A 24,050-nucleotide genomic window follows, 5' to 3' on the forward strand; every position below is an offset into this window, starting at 1 on the left:
CGCCGCGCGCTGCCGCTCCTGCGGCGTCCGCGCCTCGAGGCACCCCCGGCAGGCTGCGGGCGCAGGCGCGGTTCGGCGGCGACGACGTGATCGAGCACCGTCGCAACAGGTCCGCCGGGCTCGGGTTCGCGATCGCGGCCGCCCTGGCCTTCGGCGCCTCCGGCCCGCTGGCCCGGCCGCTGATCGACGCCGGTCTGGACCCCCTGCACGTCGCCTGGCTGCGCGTCACCGGAGCCGCCCTCTTCCTGCTGCCCGTGGCCCTGCGGCGCCGTCGGATGCTGCGCAGCAGACCATGGCTGCTGCTGGCCTACGGCGTCTTCCCGATGGCGGGCATCCAGGCCTTCTACTTCGCCGCTCTCGCCCGCATCCCGGTCGGCGTGGCGCTGCTGGTGGAGTTCCTCGGCCCGGTACTGGTGCTGCTCTGGCTGCGGGTGGTGCATCGCCGACGGGTGTCCCGGCAGGCGGTGATCGGAGTCATCCTCGCCGTCACCGGGCTGACGTTGCTGGTCGAGGCGTTCTCCGGCGGTGGGCCCGACCCGATCGGCATCGCGCTGGCCCTCGCCGCAGCCGCCTGTCAGGCCGCGTTCTTCCTGTTGTCCGATGCCGGGGGCGACGACGTCGACCCGCCCGCCGTGATCGCCTACGGAGCGATCGTCGGCAGCCTCGTGCTGGTGCCGATCGTCCAGCCCTGGTCGCTGCGCTGGGACCTGGTGGGCGGCACGGTCGACGTGGGCGGCATCGCGATGCCCGCGCTGGCTCCGGTGGCCTGGCTGGCCGTGGTGTCCACCGCCGTCGCCTACCTGACCGGGGTGGCCGCCGTCCGGCGGCTCTCCGCGCCGATCGCCGGGGCGGTGGCCTATCTGGAGGTCGTCACCTCCATAGCGTTGGCCTGGCTGCTGCTCGGCGAGACCCTGAGTCCGGCGCAGACCGTGGGCGCGGTCGTCGTGGTGCTCGGCGCGTTCATCGCGCAGCTCTCCGTTCCGACGCCCGAGCCGGGCGATCCTGCGGTGCACCCGCTGCCGGGGAGCCCGATCCCGGCGGCGCCCGCCGATCTGCCGCCGCCCGCCGATGTCTCGGGCCGGCCCGACCCGACACCGCCCGACGAGACGCCGCCCGACGAGACCCCGGCCTGCGACGCCGTCCTCGCCGCCCGCTCCGAGGCGCCCGGCGAGACCGGGCCTGCCCGAGGCGACGATCCGACCCGCTGATCCGGCCTGCGTCGCCCTGCCTCCTCGCCCGACCCGAACCGACGGCCCGCCGGGCCCGACTGTGGCGGCGGTCGGGGCCTGCGAGCCGTCGGTCGGGCCCGATCGACCAGGACTGCTCGGCTCGGGCCGATCAGCTCGGGTTGATCGCGCGATGGGCGGGCTCGGCGTTCAGCGAGGAGTCGAGCAGCCACGCCGCGCCTTCGCCGAGGAAGGCGCCGGGCACCCAGGAGTGCGGGTCGGCGAAGCCCCCAGAAGGTGATCTTCACGCACTCTGCTGGTGGTCCGACGCCAGGCCGAACTGGTGGCCAGACGGGTCCGGCGACCGACGCCCTCGATCGGGACGTCCTGGTTCGACACATCGCGCATCAAGGTCGTACGTCGCGTTGATGTTGGCGTTGCTGTCTGCACTCGACGCACCAGGATCGAGTGAATGTTTCGGCACAATTTCCGATTGTTTCCGACACGGTAGAACCGACATAGGCCGGACACAAGGTCCGATCGGCGCAGTCAGTCGTCATCCGGTGGCGACGTCCGGCCTAGAGACCTGGGTAGACTCCGGGCATGCGCGCGACAACGGACTCGGCCGACTCGGCGAAGACCCCGACCGGCAAGATCACCATCGCGCACATCGCCGAAGAGGCGGGCGTCTCGGTTCCGACTGTTTCGAAGGTGGTCAACGGCCGCGCCGACGTGGCTCGGGAGACCCGCAGGCGGGTCGAGGAGATCATTCGCAAGTACGACTACCAACGGCGCAGTGACCAGCGAACGATCAAGGCCAACCTGCTCGACCTCGTCTTCCACGAGCTGGAGAGCGCCTGGGCGATCGAGATCATCCGAGGCGTGGAACAGGTCGCCAGGGACAACGAGATGGCCGTCGTCCTCTCGGAGTTCCAGGGCAGACGCACCCCCGGCCGGGGGTGGGTCGAGGACGTGCTTCGGCGCAGGCCCGCCGCCGTGATCTCGGTGTTCTCCGATCTCAGCGTCGAGCAGCAGGCGCGACTCCGCTCCGGCGGCATCCCCCTGGTGGTGGTGGACCCGGCGGGCGAGCCGGGTCCCGACGTCCCCTCCATCGGCGCGACGAACTGGAGCGGCGGGCTCACCGCCACCCGGTATCTGATCGGGCTCGGCCATCAGCGGATCGCCGTCATCGGCGGGCCGGAACGCACCCTGTGCAGCCGAGCGCGAGTGGACGGATACCGCTCGGCGATGGAGACCGCAGGGCTCTCGGTGGACCCGGAACTCGTGCGTCACGGCGACTTCCACGTGGAGGCGGGCTACCAGCAGGCCGCCGCCCTGCTCGGCAGGCCGGACCCGCCCACGGCGGTGTTCGCAGGCAGCGACCTCCAGGCGATGGGCGTCTACCAGGCGGCGCGCGAGGCAGGCCTGCGCGTGCCGGAGGACCTCAGCGTGATCGGCTTCGACGACCTGCCCGTGGCCCAGTGGATCGGACCGCCGTTGACGACGATCCGCCAGCCGTTGGAGGAGATGGCGGCGGCAGGCGCCCGGCTCGCGCTGTCCCTCGCGGTGGGCGACGAACCGGCGCACACCAGGATCGAGCTGGCCACCAGCCTGGTGGTGCGGGGCAGCACGGCGGCGCCGAGACAGGCCGAGTGACGTCGCACGAGACGCGGCGCAGCGGATTCCGGCCCCGGTGACGCCCCCGGCCCGGAAGCGCACCGGCTCACCAGCGGACCAGGCAGAACGGGTGTCCGCTCGGGTCGGCGAAGACCCGGAAGCTGGACGAGTCGCTCGGCAGCCTGCGGGCGCCCAGTGCCAGCACCGCGCGCTCGCCCTCGTCGAGGTCGTCCACCCGCACGTCCACGTGCATCTGCTGCGAGGAGTGCGGATCGGGCCAGCGCGGTGCCTGCTGCTCGGGAGCGCGCTGGAAGGCGATGCCGGGCCGGTCGGGGGCGTCGCCGATGACCACCCAGTCCGCCTCGTCCTGCACCCGGACCATGCCGAGCACCTCCTGATAGAAGCCTGCCAGCTCAGCGGGCTCCGGACAGTCGATCACCAAGGCGTGCCAGCGTCCGATCATGGGACTCATGGTCTCGCGCGGCGGGCAGACCGACAATTCCTGACGGCTCGACTCCGATCGTTTCGGCTACCGGCTTTCCCGACGACCGGCCTGGTCGACACCGAAATATCGGGGAACACCAGGGGCGAATGGCGCCGCGCCGAGAACTGCGGCGAGCCCTTGACGATCCGTCGAAGGGTGCCATACCGTCAGCTGCACTGAAAGTTTCGGATAGTTTTCAGAGCGAGCCCGGCCCTGCACCGTCCTGGCCGGCGCCGTCGGTGCACCTCCCGTGCCGAGCCGACCGGCGCGCTCGACCGTCATCCACCCGCCGACCATCCCGCCCGGCGTCGTCGACACCTGAGGAGCCTCATGGCCATCGCACGCCCCCTGCGCGCCGCCGTCGTCGGTACCGGTGGAATCGCCGAGGTCTGCCACCTCCCCGCGCTGCGCGCCGAGGCCGACCGGGTCGAACTGGTCGCGGCGGTGGACGTTGACGCGGGCAGACTGGCCGACTTCCAGGCCAGGACCGGCGTCCGACACGGCTATTCCACGACTGCGGAGATGCTGGCGCGGGAACGACCGGACCTGGTGCACGTCTGCACGCCGCCCGCCGCACACGTCGATGCGGTCGTCGAGTCGTTGGAGGCAGGCGCGTGGGTCCTGGTCGAGAAGCCGCCCTGCCGGTCGCTGGCGGAGTTCGACCGCATCGAGGCCGCCGAGCGGCCGGGCGGCCCCTATGCGTCGGTGGTGTATCAGCATCGCTTCGGCTCCGGTGCCCGGCACGCGATCGAGCTGATCACGGCGGGTGAGCTGGGCAGGCCGCTGGTGGCGCTCTGCCAGACGACCTGGTTTCGCGGCCCGGAGTACTTCGACGTGCCCTGGCGCGGACGCTGGTCGACCGAGGGCGGCGGGCCCACCCTCGGCCACGGGATTCACCAGATGGATCTGCTGCTCGCCCTGCTCGGCGACTGGACCGAGGTCAGCGCGATGGTCGGCAGGCTGGATCGCGCGGTGGAGACCGAGGACGTCTCGGTGGCCTCGGTGCGTTTCGCCCACGGCGCGCTGGCCTCGATCGTCAACAGCGTGCTGTCGCCGGACGAGGTGAGCAGGATCCGGGTGGACCTCACCAGGGCGACCGTGGAGGTGACCCACCTCTACGGCCACCGCAACACCGACTGGCGATACACCCCGGCGCCCTCGGTCGTCGACGCGAGTCGACCGCTCGCCTGGGCCTCCCCGGCCGCCGACGTGCCGAGTTCGCACGGGGCCCAGCTCGCCCTGGTGCTCGACGCGATGGAACGGGGCGAGCGGCCCCCGGTGAGCGGCAGGCAGGGCCGCGAGACGCTGGAGCTGATCACCGCCTTATACCGTTCGGCGCTCACCGGGGCCACGGTGCGACGTGATCAGCTCACCCCCGACGATCCCTTCTATCACCGGCTGCACGGCGACACCCCCGGCTGGGCGCCCCCGTGCGAGGGATGACGCACGCTCGACGCAGTGCGCGCCCCCGCACTCGGCAGGCCGGCGAACGAGGCCAGGGCACGGCGCGGGTCGGGCGGACTCGGCCCGCGAAGGCGGGCGGCGTGGGCGGCGGCGGTGCGACGGCCGACACGGCTCTCGATGCAGGCGAGGGATCGGCCCGTCCCCCGCCGAGGCAAGCGCGCGGGCTAGGCCGAGAGCGGCGGCGGCCACCGTCGAGACCGGTGCCGCGCCGGTCCGGGGGCACCCCGGGTTCCGTGCCGCCCCGTGCCCTGCGCCCGATCGGCCGAGGGACACCGCCGCCGACTGCCTGCGAAGCACGGGGTGAGTCACCACCTCATCTGGTGATCCCGAGAAGACGATCTCCACACTAGACTCCGACTTGATCTTCGGGTCGGGGTCCACATGGTGGCGCCCGTCTTCGGTCCTCCCCCTGCCAGGGCAGGGCGGCGAGGAGCGAACGCAGCCCTTCGGCTTCGAATCGGCCCGGCCCCTCACTCATCAACGCTGGGAGCAGCGGTGTCGGTGGAATCCCACATAGGCTCACGCATCCGCGGACTGCGCGGCAGAATCCTCACCCAACGCGAACTGGCCGAGGCGGCAGGCGTCTCCGTCGACCTGATCCGCAAGCTGGAGCAGGGCGCCAGGCGGACCGCCTCCATCGGCAGCCTGCACGCCATCGCACGCGCGCTGGACGTCGACATCGCCGATCTGCTGGGCAGGCGGGTCGGACCGCTCTCGACCGAACCGGGGGCGGGCGTCGTCGCGGTGCGCCGCGCGCTGACCACCGTGGACGATCTGCTGGACGAGGTGGGGCAGGACGCGCCGTCGTCGATCGGGCAGGCCCGGCGCACGGTCGCCTACGGCTGGGCCGCCTACTGGCACGGTCGTTACGCGCAGCTCGTCGGACTCCTGCCGCAGATGATCGTGCAGCTTCGCGCGTCGGCCGCCGTCGAGCAGGCGTCACGGCAGTCGGCCCACGAACTGCTGAGTCGCTGCCTGTGGCTGGCGGGCTGCACGCTGGTGCATCTCGGTCATCCCGATCCGGCGTGGCTGGCGATCCGGCAGGCCATCACCGCCGCCGAGCAGGGCGGAGACGATCTGCTCTGCGGGGTGCTGCGGGGTTCCGCCGCCTGGCAGCTTCTCGTGCAGGGTCGGTATGTCGAGGCTCATCGACTCGCGACGCATGCGGCCACGTCGATCCAGCCCGGCGCCGACGCCGACCCCGAGCGGCTGTCCAACTACGGATCGCTGATCATCACGGCCGCCACCGCCGCCGCGAGGGACGGCAGGACGGCGGAGGCGCGGCACCTCATGGCGCAGGCAGCCGAGGTCGCCGTGCACACCGGCGACCGCGCCGACTACGAGACGTACTTCGGTCCGTCTCAGGTCGCGATGCAGACGGTGGACATCGCGGTGGTCACCGAGGACTACACGGGCGCGCTCAGCGCCGCCACCCGGATGCCTCGGGATTCGACACTGCCGCTGGCCTCCCGCGCCCGACATCTCGCCGATCAGGCCTTCGCCTATGCCCGGCTGGGCCGTCGGGAGCGGGCGGTGCAGGCGCTGCTGGTTGCGGAGCGGATGGCACCGGACTGGATGGAGTACCAGACACTGCCGCGACGAGTGGTGTCGGAACTGCTCGGTGCCGAACGATCCACACCCCTGCGGGAGTTGGCCCATCGTCTGGGTGTCTCCGACTGACACGTCCGGGCAGTAGTACACCCTGTCCTAGCTGCGCAGGCTCCCGCGCTCCTAACGTCGGCCTCCTCACCGGAGGTGATCACATGACCCCAGAACGACTACCGTCAGCAGCTCAGGCGACGAGCGCACCGGCACCGGTCGACGCGGCCGAGGCACCGCAGCGCCGCAGGGCGAGAGCGGACGCGTGATGATCTATCACGACGCGTCCTATGCGGTGCCGATCTCCGCGACCCTGGTCGGGCCGAGCGCCAGGTCGCAGGCGTTGATCGTGACGATCGACCGCGTGCAGGGCCGCGTCCTGCTGCAACTCGGGGGTCGAACGGCACGCGGGCTGGCCGCGCTGGAACCACAGCAGGCCGAGACGCTGCGACGGGTGCTCAACGCTCCCCAGGCGATCTCCCGGCTCCTGCCCGCGCTCGGACCGGGCTTGACCATCCGGGTGCTCTGGGTGCGGACCTCCGCCGAGGCGGTCGAGCTATCGCTGTCCGGGCGCGGCGCACTCACCGACGCCTGGCGGCTGCGTCCCGCCCAGGCGCGGCAGCTCGCCGCCTCCCTGCGCGAGGGCATTCGCCTGCTGTGCGCCCCTGCGGAGGCGACATGTCGCTAATCAACGAGAGTCCCCCGGCGTCCACGGGTGACGGTGCCCGGCGCCCCGCCGACGCAGGCCCACGTCCGCCGGGACCGCGCTGGGCAGGCGTCTTCCGCAGGCTCGAGCATCGTCGTGACCCGACCTACCGTCAGGTGGACGTCGGACTGTGCGGGGCGATCTGCGAACCGGCCGAGGACGACGCCGCGCTTCCGAGGTGCCCCGTCTGCCATCCGAGCGTCACCGAGCACGGCGGGGCGGCGGCGCAGCCACGCCCCCCGGGCTGAGGCTCGGTCGCCGGGCTCCTCGCCTGGTCTTCGCCGGACTTCATCGCCGGGCTCTCCGGGGAGCGCGTCCGGCGGCCTGCCGTGAGCCCCGGCCGCCGCCCGCGTCGAGACGGGCCCGGCAGCAGGCCGCCGGACCGAGCGGCGGCCGAGCCCACCGGGGACGGCGTGAATCAGTCCTTGTCCGCCGCCTTGTCCGTCTCCGATTCGGCGGGCTGTTCGGACAGCCTGCGCATCTTCGCCAGGATCTCCTGCTTTCGGTCCACCGCATCTTGACTCGGACCGACGCCGATGCCGTCGGGGTGATGCGCGGTACGCGGCGACTTGGTCCGCTGCCCGCCCACCCCGAGAAGGCCGTTGCGCTTCCTGGCCATGGTGATCTCCTACTCTGCCGAGGTCGTCGCCGACCATCGAGGTCGTCGCCGCTCATCGTGGTCGACGCGAACGCCCGGAGCGAACGATTTCGCTCCCGCCGGTGCAGCAGGCCGGCTCCGGCGAAGGACGGCGATCTGCGTCGCGTCGGCCTCGGACGAGGCGGTCAAGCATCGCCCCACCGCCTGCGGTCCGCCACACCGGGTGTCGATCACAGTCGCCGGACCGCCCGCTGGTCACCCGACGGCGGACTTCCGCCTGCTGCCCGCCGAGGGCCCCGGCCCCGCGTCGGCGGCCCCGCGGCCGACGACCCCAGCGACGACGAGCTTGAGCAGGTAGGCCACGGCCACCCAGGTCAGGCCGTCTGGCGGCCCGCCGAACGCCGTCGACGCCAGGGTCAGGGCGATCGTGGTCGCCGCCAGGGCGACGGCGACGGCGAGGTCGGCGGGCACGCGCGGCAGCAGGAGGACGGCACCGGCCATGGTGAGGAAGAGCAGCAGGCCCCATTCCCAGCGGGCGCTGAACAGCAGCACCGCCAGCGCGGGATGCACGACGTGCGCGCCGATGACGAGCAGTCGAGCCGACGTCGTGCGTCCCCACCGCCGGTCCGATCCGCCCGAGGCCAGAGCGCCCGCCGCCAGCCCGCCGATCAGATCGACGGCGAGCACGACGGCGAGCAGGAGCTGCCATGACGTCCAGTCCGGCGGTGCGAGCAGGAGCGCACCGACACCGCCGCCGAGGGCGCAGCCCGCGACGACCATCGAGTGGACCGGGTTGCCGGTCGGCCCCGTGAGCAGCGCCCACGCGCCCACGAGGCCGACCGGGAGACGCCTCGCTGGCGAGTTGTTCATCTCGCCATGATCCACCACCCCCAGCCGCGAGCGGCGGCGAGCCGACCAGACGATGCGGCGGGCCTCATTTTCCGCCCATCCCGGCCAGCCCCGCGATGAGCCACCGCCGGGCGAAGAGATAGGCGACGAAGACTGGCAGCGCCGAGAGGAGCACCGCCGTCATCAGGCCGGGCACATTGACGCCGAACTCGCTCTGGAAGCTCCACAGCCCCAGCGTCAGCACCCGTTGATCCTCGGACTGCGTCAGGATCAGCGGGAACAGGAAGCCGTTCCATGCGGTCAGTGCGGTGTAGACGCCCACGGTGATCACGCTGCCCAGGGACATCGGGACGACGAGCGAGAACATCATCCGCCATGCGCTCGCGCCGTCGAGGGTCATCGCCTCGTACTGCTCGCGTGGCACGTCCCGCAGTGCCGAGGCCAGCACCAGCACCGCCAGCGGCAGGCTGAACGCCGTGGTGGGCAGGATGATCGCGCCCAGGGTGTCGTACAGGCCCATCCGGACGATCATCAGGTAGATCGGGATGATCGTGGCCTGCGCCGGGATCGCCAGCCCCAGCAGGAACCCCCGGAACCCGAGGGCGACGATCCGACTCGGCGACCGCACGATGGCGTAGGCGGCGGGCACCGACACGATGAGGGTGAGGCCGACGCAGGCGACGGTGACGACGGCCGTGTTGAGGAAGAACTGGAGGAAGCCGGAGTCGAAGACCGTCACGAGGTTGTCGGCCGTGATCGCCCTTGGCGGGGCGAGCGGACCCTCTGCGAGGTAGGCGTCTCGACTCTGCAGCGCCCAGCTGATCATCACCAGCAACGGCACGGCGACGACCACCAGCCACCCGAGGGTCAGCAGGCCCGCCCACCGGTTCGGCGGCTCGAGCCGACTGCGCCGAGCGGGTCGGTGCCTGCTTTCGGGACCTGCCGGAGGCGGGGCCGTCGCGGTCGTGAGGCTCATGGCTACAGGCCCTCCAGGGTCGAGCGCATCTTGCTGAAGCCGCTGAAACGGACCATGACCAGGGAGAGCAGCGTGCCGATCAGCACGAGCGCAGAGGCGATGGCCGCGCCGTAACCCATCTCGTAGCTGCGGAAGCCCGCCTCGTACATGCGGAAGGGCAGGACCTCGGTGGCCCGGCCGGGACCGCCGTCGGTGACGATGAGGATCGTCTCGAAGTAGGTCAGCGAGCCGACCACCATCAGCAGCGACGAGGTGATGATGGTGTTGCGGAGCTGCGGAAGCGTGATGTGCCGGAACTGGTGCAGCCGGTTCGCGCCGTCCATCCGCGCCGCCTCGTAGAGCTGCTGGGGAATGCGTCGTGCCGCGGCCTGATAGAGCAGGGTGTGGAAGGGGACGAACTGCCAGGCCACGATGACGACGATGACCATCAGCGCGCTGGTGCCGCTGCCGAGCAGGTTGCCGTCGGGAATCCCTACCAGCGGACCGAGCACCGAGGCGAGCCCGAAGTTCGGGTCCAGCAGTGACCGCCATGCGATGGCGACGGCCGCGCCGGAGAGCAGCAGCGGCAGGAAGAACACCGCCGACAGCACGGCCCGGTTGCGCTGATGCCCCGCCGCCCAGACGCCCAGCAGCAGGCTGAGGGGCGTCTGCACCAGCCAGCAGACGACGCCGAGCACCACGGTGATGCGCAGGGAGTCCAGCACCGTCGGATCGGCCGCGATCCGCTGCCAGTTGTCGAGCCCGGCGGCCTGCGGATCGCCGAGACCGTTCCAGTGGGTGAAGGACAGCACGACGACGAACACCAGGGGCACCAGGGCGAACAGTCCGAAGAAGACCATCGCGGGCACCGCGTACCAGAGCCCTGGTCGGGTGGTGCGATCGAGTGCGCCCTCGCTCACGTACCCGACTCCAACACCTCGACGAAGCCCGCGGCGTCCCGCTCGCCGAGGAAGACCTCTTGCAGAGTGGTCAGCATGATCCGGGCGACCTCGGGCGGAAGCGCCTGATCCCAGGACGGGGTGAAGGCGGCGGCGCTCTGCACCATCTCGTAGATGAACAGGGCGTACTCCGCGTTGGGCGAGGTGCTGAGCCGGTCCTCGAGGCCGGTGATGGCGGGCACGTCGCCTGCGGCGATCAGGGCGTCGACATAGGCGTCGGAGTTCATGTGCTCCCGCAGGAACTCCACCGCCGCCTCCACATCGGCGGCCGCACTGTTGACGGAGAAGTAGTTGGTGGGGTTGCCGACCACCGCGCTCGGATCGCCGTCGCCGTCCTCCAAGACGGGGAAGGTCGTCCAGCCGAGGGCGTCCCTGGCGAAGTCGGGCTGCTGATCGAGCTGGTTGGGGTACTCCCAGGTGCCCATCAGATGCATGGCGGCGTCGCCCATGGCGAAGAGCGTGGAGGCGCCGCCCGCGCCGTAGTTGACGGAGGAGAAGTTGGTGCCGAACGCTCCGCGTTCGACGAGCTCGCCGATCCGGTCCAGCGCGCCGATCATCGCGGGGTCGCCCCAGGCACCCTCCTCCCCCGCCGAGATGCGCTCGAAGACCTGCTCGCCGCCGAGACGATCCACGAGATACTCCAGCCACATCAGCTGGGTCCAGCTCTCCGATCCCGCCAGGGCGAACGGCGTGACGCCGATGGCCTGGAAGCGATCGACCAGATCCAGCAGCTCCGCCCAGTTCGCGGGCGGACGCAGATCGTTCTCGGCGAACAACTCGGTGTGGTAGAAGAGGACGACCGGCTGCATTCCGCGCAGGGGGATGCCGTAATTCCGGTCGTCGATCCGCCCGGCGTCTAGCACCGCGGGTAAGAAGGAGTCCCGCCAGGCGGTGTCGGCCGCAAGTCGGTCGGTGAGGTCGGCGACCTGGTCGACCTCCACATAGGACCGGATGCTGGCGCCTCCCCAGTTGAAGAACACCGAGGGTGCGTTGGGCGTGCCCATCGACACCCGGAGCCGCTGCGCGTAGGCGGTGTTGGCGAAGGTCTCCAGCCGGAATCGGCTGCTCGCCCCCTGGTTGAACGCCTCGATCGCGGCCTCTTGGATCGGATTGTGCACCGGGTCCTCGAGGGACCACACGGTGGCGCCGTCTCGGGTCGGATCGCTGCCGCCGCCGCACGCGGCCAGGCCGAGGACGGCCAGCCCCGCCGCCGAGGCGGTCATGAATCGCCGACGTCCGAGCATGAATTCAGTCATCGCCGCTCCTGGAAGCACATCGAGGGCACGAGAGCATCCGCTGACGCGAGCCGCCGGATCGAGTCATCCGCGAATCCGGGCGGACGTCATCGTCGAGTCGATCCGGTGGCTACCAGGGAGCTGACACGCCCAGGCGATCGAAAAAGTAACCGATAGTTTCGGTGACGCGCAGCGTACGGAGGTGGGATTGCTCACGTCAAGACCTCGCGCCACGAAAGCAGATTCACCGGCCTCTTCGCTAATATCTGACCCTTCACCTGCGATGTCGGTGGGAGATTCGAGGAACTGGCGATCAGGATTGCCCCCTGGACCGTTCTCGATTTTTTCCGATAGTGTCGAGGGTCGGGCCGTCACACCGGACGACGGCTCGACGTGTACCGGCCGACAGACGTCGGCGTCCGCAGGTCCGCAGCACCCGCATGCCCGCCCCGCCCGCCGACGCCGCGCGGTCGGCCGTCCAGAGTGGAGAGCTTCGACATGGACCAGCAGCACCCCGGCCGCGCCGCCTCGACCGCTCCCGATCCGACGGCGGCAGGCTCGACGACTTCCGGGGCGACCACGGCGCAGCGCTCCGCACCGCGCGACGCACCCGCCGACGGCGCAGGCTCGGGCGGTTCCGGGGCGGACGACTCGATCAGCGAGCACTCGATCATCGGCGACGCGGCGACACCGCGAGCCGTCGAGCCGTGGCGTCGGCCAGAGCTGTCGGTCGAGGCGCGCGTGGCGGATCTGCTGCCCAGGATGACGCTGGCGGAGAAGCTCGCCCAGCTCGTCGGCGTCTGGGTCAGCGCGACCGACGGCGCCGACGGCGTCGCACCGCATCAACACGAGCAGACCGAGGAGCCCCCGGTCTGGTCCGAGGCGATCCGGTCCGGTCTCGGCCAGCTCACCAGGACCTTCGGCACCACCCCCGTCGACCCGACGACCGGGGCGAGGATGCTGGCCGACGCGCAGCGCGAGATCGTCGCGGCGAGCAGGTTCGGCATTCCCGCCATGGCCCACGAGGAGTGCCTGGCAGGCTTCGCCGCCTGGCGGGCGACGGTGTTTCCGGTGCCCATCGCCTGGGGCGCGTCCTTCAACCCCGAGCTGGTGGAGACGATGGCGGCGGCAATCGGCGCGGACCTGCGCTCGGTCGGCGTGCACCAGGGACTGGCCCCGGTGCTCGACGTCGTCCGGGACTCCCGATGGGGCCGGGTCGAGGAGACGATCGGCGAGGACCCGTTCCTGGTCGGCACGATCGGGGCCGCCTACGTCCGCGGCATCGAGGGCGCCGGGGTGGTGGCCACGCTGAAGCACTTCGCCGGCTACTCCGCCTCACGGGCGGGTCGCAACCTCGCTCCGGTGGCCGTCGGACCGCGCGAACTCGCCGACGTGATCCTCCCGCCCTTCGAGACGGCCTTGCGGCACGGCGGCGCCCGGTCGGTGATGCACTCCTACGCCGAGATCGACGGCGTGCCGGTCGCGGCCGACGAGAAGCTGCTCACCGGTCTGCTACGCGATCAGTGGGGCTTCACCGGCGTCGTGGTCGCCGACTACTTCGGCATCGCGTTCCTACAGCGCCTGCACGGAACGGCGGCCGATGAGGGCGAGGCCGCTCAGCAGGCCCTCACGGCGGGTGTCGACGTCGAGCTGCCGACGGTGCGGTGCTTCGGCGAGCCGCTCGCCGAACGGATTCGGGCCGGGCTCGTCCCGGAGTCGCTCGTCGACCGCGCCGTGACCAGGGTGCTCCGTCAGAAGTGCGAGCTGGGACTCCTCGACCCGGACTGGTCGCCGGAGCCGCCCGCGCTGAGGGGCCGCCCGCCCGCATCCGCCTCGTCCACAGCGGCTCCCGCCGTCGACCTCGACTCCCCCGCGAACCGCCGGGTGGCCCGCAGGCTCGCCGAGGAGTCGGTGGTGCTGCTGGCCGATCGGCAGGGGGTGCTGCCGCTGCGGAGTCCCGGTCGGGTGGCGGTGCTGGGCCCGCTCGCCGACGACGTCCACGCGATGCTCGGCTGCTACTCGTTCCCCGCCCACGTCGGCGTCTCCTACCCGGAACTGCCGGTGGGCGTGGAGATTCCCACGGTGCTCGACGCCTTGCGCACCGGGCTCGACGCGAGCGCGATCCTCCCCGAGCCGGGCTGCGCCGTCACCGGCGAGGACCGCTCCGGGATCGCCGACGCGGTGGACACGGCCCGCGCCGCCGACCTGGCGCTGGTGGTCGTCGGCGACCACTCCGGGTTGTTCGGCCGGGGCACCTCCGGTGAGGGCTGTGACGCGACGGACCTGTCGCTGCCCGGTGTGCAGGGCGACCTGCTCGCCGCAGTGGTCGACACCGGGGTGCCGACGGTCGCCGTGGTGATCAGTGGCAGGCCGTACGCGCTCGGAACGGTCGCCGATCGCCTCGCGGCGGTGGTGCAGGCCTTCCTGCCCGGCGAGGAGGGGGCGGCGGCGGTGGTCGACGTGCTCACCGGTCGGGTCAATCCCTCGGGACGGCTGCCAGTGAGCCTGCCCGCCACGCCGCACGGGCAGCCCTTCACCTATCTGACGCCGCCGCTGGGCCTGCGCTCGGAGGTCAGTTCGGCCGACCCCACACCACTATTCCCCTTCGGTCACGGACTCTCGTACACGACGTACCGGTACTCGGCGCTGCGGGTGCGGGCGATCGATCAGCAGGCCGAGGCCGGTGCAGGCGGAGCGGCCGAGGCCCAGACCGCGGACGGGGACGAGGCCGCCGCGAACGCGCGGATCGCGACGGACGGCACGGTCGAGGTGTCCTGCGTCGTGGCCAACGTCGGCGACCGCGACGGAGTGGAGGTCGTGCAGCTCTACCTGCGTGATCCGGTGGCGCAGGTGACCCGGCCGGTGCGGCAGCTCGCGGGCTTCGTCCGGGTCCCGCTGCGGGCCGGGACCGAGCGGGAGGTGCGCTTCCGGCTGCACGCCGACCGGACGTCCTTCACCGGGCGCGCAGGGCATCGCCTCGTCGAGCCAGGGCTCGTGGAGGTGCACGTCGGGGCGTCGAGTGCCGATCTTCGGCTGCACGGCGAGTTCGTCCTCACCGGCTCCCCGCGAGGGGTCGGTGAGGATCGGGTGCTCGACACGCCCGTCACGCTCGGGGCGGACCGGCCCGTGACGGACAGCTGAGCCGAAGGCATCGGCCGCGCCGCGCATGACGGGCGGCGCGGCGCGTGACGGGCACGACGGGCGTGACCGGCGGCGCGGCTTCAGGCGGCATGCCGTCCGAAGCCGCCGCCTCGACGACGCGGGCGGTGTCGCTGCGGTCGGATGTCCGGCTGCTCAGGCGACGAGAAGTCATGATGAAATGATCGAACACCTGTTCGATATCCGCAAGATATCGATCGGGTGGAATGCCTCCGCCGCCGAAATGCGGCCGGGACCCGACCGCCACCCGACCTTCGCGCCCGCCCCCTCGGCCGACAGGTCGCCCGGCCTGTCCGGCCGGTCAGGTGTCCGGACGATGACAGGGCAGGCGGCCAGTACGGTTTCAGCGATGACGCCCACGCCGGGGTAAATCCAGTGGCGCACCGGATGACCTCGCCGAGGACGTGGCCGTGATACTCGCAGGCTGCGATCAGGTGTCTCCGAACGTTCCGGTGTCCGGACATTCGGCGCCGGGCCGCAGGCGGGCTCGGCGGCGGGGGTGCCGAGCTGCGGAGGGCACGCACCGGCACCGCCGCAAACGCATCCGCTGTACGCCGCCGTCCGAGGATTGATCAGCTGCGCGCCCTGCCCCGCCGGGCCCTCATCGACGCGGCAGACGTCGTCGCCTCCTGGTCCGTCGCCTCCTGATTCGTCGCCTCCTGATTCATCGCAGCAGGGTCCGTCGCCCCCGAGGACGTCGCGGCAGGGGACGTCGCGGCAGCGGACGTCCCCGCCGAAGACCTCACAGCAGCGGACGCCACCGCCGCCGGGCCGTCCCGACCCGTCGGCGGCTCGCCCAGGTTTTCGACGACGGTGGTGGCGATCTCGACGAACACGGCGAGCTGCGCCGGGGTCAGCAGGTCGATGAAGTACTCGCGCACCGTGTCGACGTGGCCGGGGGCGGCGGCCGCCAGCGTGCGCAGCCCCGCATCGGTGAGGGCCACGACGGCGGCGCGGCCGTCGTCGGCGCATTCCTCCCGGCCGACGAGGTCGCGCTGCTCCATGCGGGTGAGGTGGTGCGACAGCCTGCTCTTGGACCACAGCATCCGGTCGGCCAGCTCGCTGATCCTGCGCCGATGCCCGGGCGACTCGGACAGCGTGGACAAGACGTCGTAGTCCGGCATCGAGAGACCCGAGTCGACGCTCAGCTCTCTGGCGATTCGGGCATCGAGCAGCAGCCGCATGCGGCGGTAGCCCAGCCAGGCCCGCTGTTGGTCGTCGTCGAGCCAGTTCGGGTCGGTCACCCGGCACACTCTAGCGTCTTGTTGACATGTCACCCATCTGCGCCTACCTTCTCGTTGACATGTCAACGAAAGGGGTCGCGGTGCAGGACGAATCGGGGAGGCCGGGCTCGCGGGTCGAGGGCGCGGCGCCGCGCCCGCCTGCCGGGCGAGCGAGAGTCGACCTGCCGCGTCGCCTAGCCAGACTCGCCGTCGGCCTTCCGCTGTTCAGCCTCGGGCTGGCGATGATGCTCAACGCCGGTCTGGGCCTCTCGCCCTGGGACGTGTTCCATCAGGGCCTGGCACTGCGCACCGGGCTGCCGTTCGGCGTCGTCGTGATCGGCGCGGGCGTCGTCGTGCTGGCGCTGTGGATTCCGTTACGGCAGCGACCAGGCATCGGCACCGTCCTCAACATCGCGAGCGTCGGCGTGCTCACCGAGGCCGCGCTCACCGTCCTGCCCGAACCCGCTCACCCGGCGGCCCGGGCGGCGTTCCTGCTCGCGGGCCTGCTGATCAACGCGATCGGGCTGGGCCTGTACCTCGGCGCGGGCCTCGGGCCGGGGCCGAGGGACGGCCTGATGACCGGACTCGCGGCACGCGGCTGGACGATCCGCCGCGCCCGCACGGGCGTCGAGGTCGGCGTCCTGGCGATCGGCTGGCTGCTCGGCGGCACCGTCGGCATCGGCACCGTGCTGTACGCGGTCGGGATCGGCCCGCTACTCCAGGTGCTGCTTCCCCGGCTGTCCGGCCCGCCGCACCCCCGCGACCACGAGCCCGCAGCCGCCGCACTCGGCGGGGCGCTCGACCCGCCGCCCGATCGTCGCGATCGACGGGGAGCCCCGATCACCGCCGCCCCGCAGCAGCGGCGCCCCGCCCCCCTCGCTCCACCCGTCCCCAGTCCCACCCCACTGCACTCAGGAGAAGTCCCCATGCCAGTCCTGCATGTCATCGTCGCGAGTACCCGGCCGGGCAGGCTCGGGCCGGCCGTCGCCCGGTGGTGCACCGACGTCGCCGTCGACCACGGCGGATTCGAGGTGCGCACGGTCGATCTCGGCGAACTCGCGCTGCCCTTCCTCGACGAGCCGGAGCACCCGGCCGCAGGCCGCTACCGCCATCAGCACACGAAGGACTGGAGCGCGCTGGTCGACTCCGCCGACGCCTTCGTGTTCGTCATGCCCGAATACAACTTCGGGTTCAACGCGGTCGTGAAGAACGCCGTCGACTTCCTGTACTCGGAGTGGCACTACAAGCCCGTCGGCTTCGTCAGCTACGGCATGACCTCCGGCGGGCTCCGCGCGGTGCAGATGCTCAAGCAGGTGGTGACGACGCTGAAGATGTCTCCGGTCACCGAGGCCGTCTCGATCCCCTTCGTCAGCGAGCAGATCCAGGACGGCGTACTGCTCGACGATCCGGCCAGGACCGCCGCCTGCACCCGGATGCTCGACGAACTGGGGCGACTGTCCGCCGCACTGGCCCCGCTGCGCAGCGAGCGGGTCCCGTCGTGATCGCGCAGTCCGGCCGTCCCGGACTCGGCGTGCTGCTCGACCTGCTGAACGAGCAGCGGCGCGGCATCCTCATGACACTGCGCGGGAACGGTCGTCCGCAGGCGTCGGTGGTCTCCTACACCTTCCGCCCGGCGACGGGCGAGATCCTGGTGTCACTGACCGACGGACGGGCCAAGACGCGCAATCTTCGGCGCGATCCGAGGGCCTCCTTCCAGGTGAGCACGCCCGACCTTGGCGCCTACCTTGTCCTGGACGCCACGGCGGTGCTCTCCCCCGTGGCGACCGATCCGCAGGACGCGACGGTGGCGGAACTGGTCCAGGTCTACCGCGAGATCGCGGGCGAGCATCCCGACTGGACCGAGTACCGGGCCGCCATGGTGGCCGACCGGCGACGGCTGCTGCGCCTGCGACCAGAGCGCGCCTACGGCTGGTCGCCCTCGGATGGCACGGTGGGCGTCGACCTGCGGGACTGAGCCGGCTGGGGAGCGGTCGGGCCTGCGCGGGCCCGACCGCAGGCCGGGCGGCTGCGGACGGGCTCCCGCCGGGGCTGCCGAGCCCTGGCGATCGAGACCGGGCCCGCCTGGCGGCCGGGGTCCTGAGGTCGGGCCCGGCTCGCGGGGGTCGTCCGCGAGCCGAGCGCGACGCGGCGGTCGGTCCTGCGGCGAGCCGACCGGTCGGTCGGCGGCCGCCGCTGGCCGCCCGCCACCGCAGGCCGGCCGTCGGGGCGCCGACGCCGACCCGACGGTTCAGGCCGCGGGCGCCTTGTCGAGGAAGCCGTGGATCAGCCGGATTCGGCCGTCCGCCGCCAGGGCGGCCACGTCGAGACCGATCGCCACCGACTCGCCACCGCCCGCCGGGACCAGCTCCCAGCGGAACCGGACCACGTCGTGGTGTGCCTCGGCGCCGTCAAGCAGCCGGAAGACATGCCCGGCGAACATCTCCTGCGCGGCGCCGATCACCGCCGAGATCGACTCATGCCCGGTGACCGAGGCCAGCGGGTCGGTGTAGACGCCGTCCTCGGTCCACAGCTCGGTGATCGCACGACGGCGGGCGGCGGGGTCGGTCTCGTTCCAGGTCGCGATGTAGCGGGCAAGCAGTGCGGTCACGGTGCTCATGTCGGTCCCCTCGTGGTGCGGAGCGGCGGTTCCGATCTCGGCCGCCGGTCGGCCTCGTCGGCCGGACGCTTCAGAGCATGCCGAATCACAGGTAATGTGGTCGATTACCTGTCAGGTAATGTCCCTCGAATCGAGGTCCGATGACGAACGACGCTCCGGCCAGGCCGGTGGGACCCCTGCTGCGTTCCTGGCGGGAGCGCAGGCGCTGGAGCCAGCTCGAACTCTCCAACCAGGCCGAGGTCTCCACCCGCCACCTGAGCTTCATGGAGACCGGCCGCGCCAACCCGAGCCGGGAGATGGTGCTGCGGCTGGCCGAGCATCTCGACGTCCCGCTCCGCGACCGCAATGGGCTGCTCCTCGCGGCGGGCCACGCCCCCGTCTACACCGAATCCGAGCTCGGCTCGACTCGGCTGGAGACGGTGCGGGCCGCCGTGGCAAAGGTGCTCGCCGCCTACGAGCCCTATCCGGCCGTGCTGGTCGACCGATCGTGGAACATCGTCGACGGCAATGCAGGCGTCAGCCTGCTCACCGCAGGCGCGGCACCCGAACTGCTCGCCGCCCCGGCCAACGCACTGCGCATCAGCCTGCACCCGGACGGAATGGCGCCCCGGATCGTCAACCTCGGACAGTGGCGCAGGCACCTGCTGGACCGAGTGAGTCGCCAGGTCGCCAACGGCGGCGATCCCGAGCTCCGCGCGCTGCACACGGAGCTCACCGGGTATCCGGCGCCGCCGCGGCCCGCAGAGTCCGATCCGGACATCGAACTCGGCGACCTCGCCGTGCCGCTTCGGCTCCGCCACGACGACGGCGTGCTCTCCTTCATCAGCACCGTCACCACCTTCGGGGCGCCGCTGGACGTCACGATGGACGAGCTGGCCGTCGAGGCGTTCCTGCCCGCCGACGACGAGACCGCTGCGGCGCTGCGCGCCCATCGGGACCGCTTCGGATCGACGTGCTGATCGAGGGCGCCGACGGCGCTGCCCACCGGGTGCCTGCGCGGATACGGCCATCCGGGCCTGTACCGATGAAGGCCGGGCCTCCTACCGTCCGAAGGAGACAGAGCTCACCCCCTCCAGCCCCGCCGGAGAGGAGCGATCCGATGACCAGCCGACGCAGCGTGGCGTCGCGACCGGTGATCGACGCCGGGACGCCTGCGCGAAACCTGCGGCACCCGGCTCGGCTCGATGCGCACCGCCGCACCGGGCCGCCGCGCGACGACACCGCCCGCCGGATGTCACCGCATCGTGAGCATCGAGTCCCCGCCCGCAGTGCCGGGACGGGGCCGACGAGGAGGTCACGTCTGTGGACACCGTGCTGAGCACCAGGAGGCTTCGGACTGCGGCGGTGCTGCTCGCCATCGTCGTGGCAACGGGTTGCGCGAGCCAGGACTCGGGCACCGAACGCGCGGGCCCGGCTTCCGACGTCGAGACCAGTGCCGGTGCCGATCCCGCGCCGGAGTCGACCGGCGACGAGGGACAGCACGAAGGCCACGCCGAGGGCGAGGGCATCGCCGCACTCGGCGAGTCCTTCGACTCGATGGACGAGCTCGCGGCCTGGGTCCAGGACGAGACGGGCGAGTGCGCCGAGGTCGCGCCCGCCGACCGCGATGATCTCGTCGACTATCTCGGTCCGCAGCTGGCCGAGCACTACGAGCCCTTCGTCTCCGAGTGGGCGACCTGCTCGATTCCGCCGTACGACCGGCTCGGTCTGGTGCGCTTCGAGCCCGCCCGACTGATCGAGTTCCAGGAGTCCTGGCAGCAGGCCCAGGCCGACGGGCGGTTGACGGACAACCCGGACTGGGCGTTCGGCAACGGCTTCGCGATCACGGCCGGGCCCGCGGGCAACGACGAGCTGGGTCTGCACTACCTGTGGTGCGCGCCGGTCGACATCGAGGACGCACATCGCATCCCGGCGGACGTCGAGGGCTGCGAGTTCGCCAGGACCGAACACCACTGAGCGGGCCGCCTGCGTCGAGGCGACGGGCCGGTGGCAGGTCGGTCGCCTCGACGTCGGACGGGCCGAGAGCCTGCTCCGATACCGGTCGCCGGGCCCGCCGATCAGCCGACTCCGCGAGCAGCGGAGCCGCGCCTGCGGTCCGGCGAGTCCGACAGATCCGGTGAGACGAGCCGCCGCCGGGTGCGTACTCGCCCGCGCCCGGCCGTCGGCCGTCGCGGGGCGACGCCGGGACGGCGCGGTCCCGGCGTCCCGGTGGGCAGCCCCCCGCGCCACCGTCGTCGGGAGACGCGCCGAGGCCGACCGCCGACGGCGTCCCGAATCCCGCCGCCGCGCCCCTCCCGCCCGTCGCCCGCCGCCCGAGCCCCGAGCCCGCCGAGTGACTCACTCGACAAGGCCGGGTCATCGAACTCGATTTCGACGAATTCCGCGCATTGGTGTCGAATCACATTTCGATACATAACGGCCGCGCAAATCGACGTATCACAGTTCTCACCAGCCCCCGATTCGGCCGCTCACCACCGTTGACAGGCCTGTCTCGATATGTGAATCTCGCACCGGGCCGGGGCGCGTCGGCCCCGGACGGAATTCAGGACCATCCCGGACTCGATCCAAGGATGACCTGCCGATACCGGATTCCCGGTTCTCTTTTCGCCGCCGTGTCCGCAATCCGTCCGACCGACTGGCGTCAACTCAAGGAAGAGGTTCGACGTGACCAAGCGCAGATTCCTGTCGGCCGCGCTCGCAGCCGCGCTGGCCGCGGGCGCACTGGCGCTCACCCAGTTGCCCAGCGGCCAGTCCGAGGCGGCGGCGCAGACCGTCAATCAGTCCTATTCCTGGCGCAACGCCGAGATCGCGGGCGGCGGGTTCGTCCCCGGCATCATCTTCAATCAGAGCGAGCCGAACCTGATCTACGCACGCACCGACATCGGCGGGGCCTACCGCTGGGAGCAGGACAGCGGCCGGTGGACCCCGTTGCTGGACTGGGTCGGCTGGGACGAGTGGGGATACAACGGCGTCGTCAGCCTGGCCACCGACCCGGTGGACACCGACCGGGTGTACGTCGCGGCGGGCATGTACACCAACGACTGGGACCCGAACAACGGCGCCATCCTGCGCTCGGCGGACCGGGGCGAGACCTGGGAGGTGACGGAGCTGCCGTTCAAGCTCGGCGGGAACATGCCGGGCCGTGGCATGGGCGAGCGGCTGACCGTCGACCCCAACGACAACAGCATCGTGTACCTGGGCGCTCCCAGCGGAAACGGGCTGTGGCGCAGCACCGACTTCGGCGTGACCTGGTCGGAGGTGTCGAACTTCCCGAATCCGGGGAACTACGCGCAGGACCCGGACGATCCGAACGGCTACCTGGACGACAACCAGGGCGTCACCTGGGTGACCTTCGACGAGTCCACCGGCAGCGCAGGCGAGCCGACGCAGGACCTCTACATCGGCGTGGCGGACAAGGAGAACACCGTCTACCGCAGCACCGACGCGGGAGCGAGCTGGGAACGGGTGGCGGGCCAGCCGACCGGCTTCCTGGCGCACAAGGGCGTCGTCGACCACGTCAACGGCTTCCTCTACATCGCGACCAGCGACACCGGCGGACCGTATGACGGCGCCGAGGGCGACGTCTGGAAGTACGCGACCGACACCGGTGAGTGGACGCAGATCAGCCCCGTCCCCTCCGGTGCGGAGGGCTCCGACTTCGGCTACAGCGGACTGACGATCGACCGGCAGAATCCGGGCACCCTGATGGTGGCCAGCCAGCTGCTCTGGTGGCCGGACATCGTGATCTTCCGCAGCACCGACGCGGGCGAGACGTGGACGCGGGCCTGGGACTGGGCCAATTACCCCGAGCGCTCCTTCCGCTATGAGATCGACATCTCCGAGGTCCCGTGGCTGGACTTCGCGACGAACCCCACGCCCCCCGAGATCACCCCGAAGCTCGGCTGGATGACCGAGGCGCTGGAGATCGACCCCTTCGACTCCGACCGGATGATGTACGGCACCGGGGCGACGATCTACGGCACCGAGAACCTCTCCGCCTGGGACGCGGGCGGCCGGATCACCATCGAGCCGATGGTGGGCGGGCTGGAGGAGACCGCCGTCCTCGACCTCGCCAGCCCGCCCAGCGGCGCCCCGTTGCTCAGCGCGCTGGGCGACATCGGCGGCTTCCGCCACGACGACCTGGACTCCGTGCCGGAGCGGATGTTCTCCGCCCCGAACTTCACCAGCACCACCAGCATCGACTTCGCCGAGACGAACCCGAACTTCGTGGTCCGCGCGGGCAATGCCGACGGCGTCAGCCGGGCGGCGTTCTCCCAGGACGGCGGAGCGAACTGGTACCCGGCGAGCAGCGAGCCGAGCGGTGTGACCGGGGGCGGCACCATTGCCTCGGCGGCCGACGGCGACTCCGTGCTGTGGAGCCCGGCGGGCACCGGCGTGCACCACGCGGGCAGCAGCGGCAGCTCCTGGACGGCGTCCACCGGCATCCCGGCAGGCGCGGTCGTGGAGGCCGACCGGGTGAACCCGGCGGTGTTCTACGGGGCGAGCGGCGGCCGGTTCTACGTCAGCACCGACGGCGGAGCGAGCTTCACCGCCAGCCCGGCCACCGGGCTGCCGACCGGGAACGTGAAGTTCACGGCGCTGCCGGACCGCGAGGGCGAGATCTGGTTGGCAGGCGACGGCGGCCTGGTGCGCTCCACCGACGGCGGGACGACGTTCACCGCCGTCTCCGGGGTGGACAGTGCACGCAATGTCGCCCACGGGGCGGCGGCGCCCGGCGCGAATCACCCCGCGCTCTACCTGGTGGGCACGGTCGGCGGGGTCCAGGGCGTGTTCCGGTCCGACGACGCGGGCGCGGCCTGGGTTCGGATCAACGACGACCAGCACCAGTGGGGCAACATGGGCGAGGCGCTCAGCGGCGATCCTCGGGTCTACGGCCGCGTCTACCTGGGCACCAACGGACGAGGCATCCAGATCGGCGAGTCCGGCGACACCACGCCGCCCACCACCACGCCGCCGCCCACGACGACCCCGCCGCCGACCGGCGACGGCTGTTCGGCCACCTACGCGGTCGCGAACTCCTGGCCCGGCGGCTTCCAGGGCGCGGTGACCGTTCGCAACACCGGTTCGACCGCGTTCGACGGCTGGTCGGCGTCCTGGACCTTCCCCGGCACGCAGACCGTGAGCCAGGCCTGGAACGGCGAGGCGACCCAGGCAGGCCGGGAGGTGACGGTCCGCAACGCGGGCTACAACGGCGTCATCGCACCGGGCGGCGCGGTGACCGTCGGCTTCAACGGCAGCGGCTCTGGGCCGGACAGCATCCCGACGCGGATCGCCTGCACGGGCGGCTGAGCACGGCTGTTCGCACGGACCCGACCCGCCGAGGCGACGTCGGGCCCGTGCGGGCTCCCGCGCGACGTCTGCGCTCTCGGCGCCGCCTCGGCAGGCCGCCGTTCTCCTC

At 71.7% G+C, this 24,050-nt stretch carries 19 protein-coding genes; 11 read left to right on the plus strand and 8 right to left on the minus strand.

What is annotated here, in order from left to right; translation table 11 throughout:
- The first annotated feature begins 86 nt into the window (after positions 1-86).
- Positions 87-1,208 (plus strand): EamA family transporter, encoded by a 1,122-nt coding sequence (locus UA75_RS19370; protein WP_075741457.1) that lies wholly within the window; start codon positions 87-89, stop codon positions 1,206-1,208.
- A 561-nt stretch (positions 1,209-1,769) separates the two neighbouring features.
- Entirely contained in the window at positions 1,770-2,822 is a 1,053-nt protein-coding gene (locus UA75_RS19375; protein WP_075741458.1) for a LacI family DNA-binding transcriptional regulator, read from the plus strand.
- 67 nt (positions 2,823-2,889) lie between these two features.
- Here UA75_RS19375 and UA75_RS19380 read toward each other — a convergent pair whose 3' ends face one another.
- Complete coding sequence (locus UA75_RS19380; protein ID WP_198042776.1) at positions 2,890-3,246, minus strand: VOC family protein; 357 nt, start codon at positions 3,244-3,246, stop codon at positions 2,890-2,892.
- 351 nt (positions 3,247-3,597) lie between these two features.
- On the opposite strand from UA75_RS19380, the gene UA75_RS19385 reads away from it, so the two are divergent.
- From UA75_RS19385 to UA75_RS19395, 3 genes are all read left to right on the plus strand, one after another.
- Positions 3,598-4,710 (plus strand): Gfo/Idh/MocA family protein, encoded by a 1,113-nt coding sequence (locus UA75_RS19385; RefSeq protein WP_075741459.1) that lies wholly within the window; start codon positions 3,598-3,600, stop codon positions 4,708-4,710.
- Between the two features lie 522 nt (positions 4,711-5,232).
- Positions 5,233-6,411: a helix-turn-helix domain-containing protein gene (locus UA75_RS19390; RefSeq protein WP_232251092.1), complete on the plus strand. Its 1,179-nt coding sequence runs from the start codon at positions 5,233-5,235 to the stop codon at positions 6,409-6,411.
- A gap of 187 nt (positions 6,412-6,598) precedes the next feature.
- Positions 6,599-7,018 (plus strand): hypothetical protein, encoded by a 420-nt coding sequence (locus UA75_RS19395; RefSeq protein ID WP_157434297.1) that lies wholly within the window; start codon positions 6,599-6,601, stop codon positions 7,016-7,018.
- Between the two features lie 436 nt (positions 7,019-7,454).
- On the opposite strand, the gene UA75_RS19400 is transcribed toward UA75_RS19395, so the two are convergent.
- The 5 genes from UA75_RS19400 to UA75_RS19420 form a co-directional block, all read right to left on the minus strand.
- Complete coding sequence (locus UA75_RS19400) at positions 7,455-7,655, minus strand: DUF6243 family protein (RefSeq protein ID WP_075741461.1); 201 nt, start codon at positions 7,653-7,655, stop codon at positions 7,455-7,457.
- Positions 7,656-7,889: 234 nt separating this feature from the next.
- Positions 7,890-8,504, minus strand: coding sequence for a hypothetical protein (locus UA75_RS19405; RefSeq protein ID WP_157434298.1), 615 nt, complete (start codon positions 8,502-8,504; stop codon positions 7,890-7,892).
- A 64-nt stretch (positions 8,505-8,568) separates the two neighbouring features.
- Complete coding sequence (locus tag UA75_RS19410) at positions 8,569-9,459, minus strand: carbohydrate ABC transporter permease (protein ID WP_075741463.1); 891 nt, start codon at positions 9,457-9,459, stop codon at positions 8,569-8,571.
- 2 nt (positions 9,460-9,461) lie between these two features.
- Positions 9,462-10,358, minus strand: coding sequence for a carbohydrate ABC transporter permease (locus UA75_RS19415; RefSeq protein WP_075741464.1), 897 nt, complete (start codon positions 10,356-10,358; stop codon positions 9,462-9,464).
- Positions 10,355-11,653 carry an ABC transporter substrate-binding protein gene (locus UA75_RS19420; protein WP_198044177.1) on the minus strand — a complete coding sequence of 433 codons (1,299 nt, stop codon included), beginning with the start codon at positions 11,651-11,653 and terminating at the stop codon, positions 10,355-10,357. Before UA75_RS19420 ends, UA75_RS19415 begins: the two co-directional genes overlap by 4 nt.
- Positions 11,654-12,130: 477 nt before the next feature.
- Between UA75_RS19420 and UA75_RS19425 the strand changes: the two genes are divergently transcribed.
- Entirely contained in the window at positions 12,131-14,773 is a 2,643-nt protein-coding gene (locus UA75_RS19425) for a glycoside hydrolase family 3 N-terminal domain-containing protein (protein WP_083691045.1), read from the plus strand.
- 590 nt (positions 14,774-15,363) lie between these two features.
- On the opposite strand, the gene UA75_RS19435 is transcribed toward UA75_RS19425, so the two are convergent.
- Entirely contained in the window at positions 15,364-16,035 is a 672-nt protein-coding gene (locus UA75_RS19435) for a MarR family winged helix-turn-helix transcriptional regulator (RefSeq protein ID WP_075741466.1), read from the minus strand.
- 59 nt (positions 16,036-16,094) lie between these two features.
- Between UA75_RS19435 and UA75_RS34665 the strand changes: the two genes are divergently transcribed.
- The gene (locus UA75_RS34665) at positions 16,095-17,516 is read left to right on the plus strand and encodes an NAD(P)H-dependent oxidoreductase (protein ID WP_232251093.1); all 1,422 of its coding nucleotides are present in this window, start codon (positions 16,095-16,097) and stop codon (positions 17,514-17,516) included.
- The gene (locus tag UA75_RS19445) at positions 17,513-17,989 is read left to right on the plus strand and encodes a PPOX class F420-dependent oxidoreductase (protein WP_257787477.1); all 477 of its coding nucleotides are present in this window, start codon (positions 17,513-17,515) and stop codon (positions 17,987-17,989) included. Before UA75_RS34665 ends, UA75_RS19445 begins: the two co-directional genes overlap by 4 nt.
- Before the next feature lie 273 nt (positions 17,990-18,262).
- On the opposite strand, the gene UA75_RS19450 is transcribed toward UA75_RS19445, so the two are convergent.
- Positions 18,263-18,631: a nuclear transport factor 2 family protein gene (locus UA75_RS19450; RefSeq protein WP_075741467.1), complete on the minus strand. Its 369-nt coding sequence runs from the start codon at positions 18,629-18,631 to the stop codon at positions 18,263-18,265.
- Between the two features lie 140 nt (positions 18,632-18,771).
- Between UA75_RS19450 and UA75_RS19455 the strand changes: the two genes are divergently transcribed.
- The 3 genes from UA75_RS19455 to UA75_RS19465 all read left to right on the plus strand — a co-directional run bounded on the left by UA75_RS19455 (position 18,772) and on the right by UA75_RS19465 (position 23,941).
- Positions 18,772-19,590: a helix-turn-helix transcriptional regulator gene (locus UA75_RS19455; protein ID WP_075741468.1), complete on the plus strand. Its 819-nt coding sequence runs from the start codon at positions 18,772-18,774 to the stop codon at positions 19,588-19,590.
- A 343-nt stretch (positions 19,591-19,933) separates the two neighbouring features.
- Positions 19,934-20,587, plus strand: coding sequence for a hypothetical protein (locus tag UA75_RS19460; protein WP_075741469.1), 654 nt, complete (start codon positions 19,934-19,936; stop codon positions 20,585-20,587).
- Between the two features lie 708 nt (positions 20,588-21,295).
- Complete coding sequence (locus UA75_RS19465; protein WP_075741470.1) at positions 21,296-23,941, plus strand: cellulose binding domain-containing protein; 2,646 nt, start codon at positions 21,296-21,298, stop codon at positions 23,939-23,941.
- The last annotated feature ends 109 nt before the right edge of the window (positions 23,942-24,050 follow it).

Origin of the sequence: Actinoalloteichus sp. GBA129-24 (assembly GCF_001941645.1) — a bacterium.
GTDB lineage: Bacteria > Actinomycetota > Actinomycetes > Mycobacteriales > Pseudonocardiaceae > Actinoalloteichus_A > Actinoalloteichus_A fjordicus.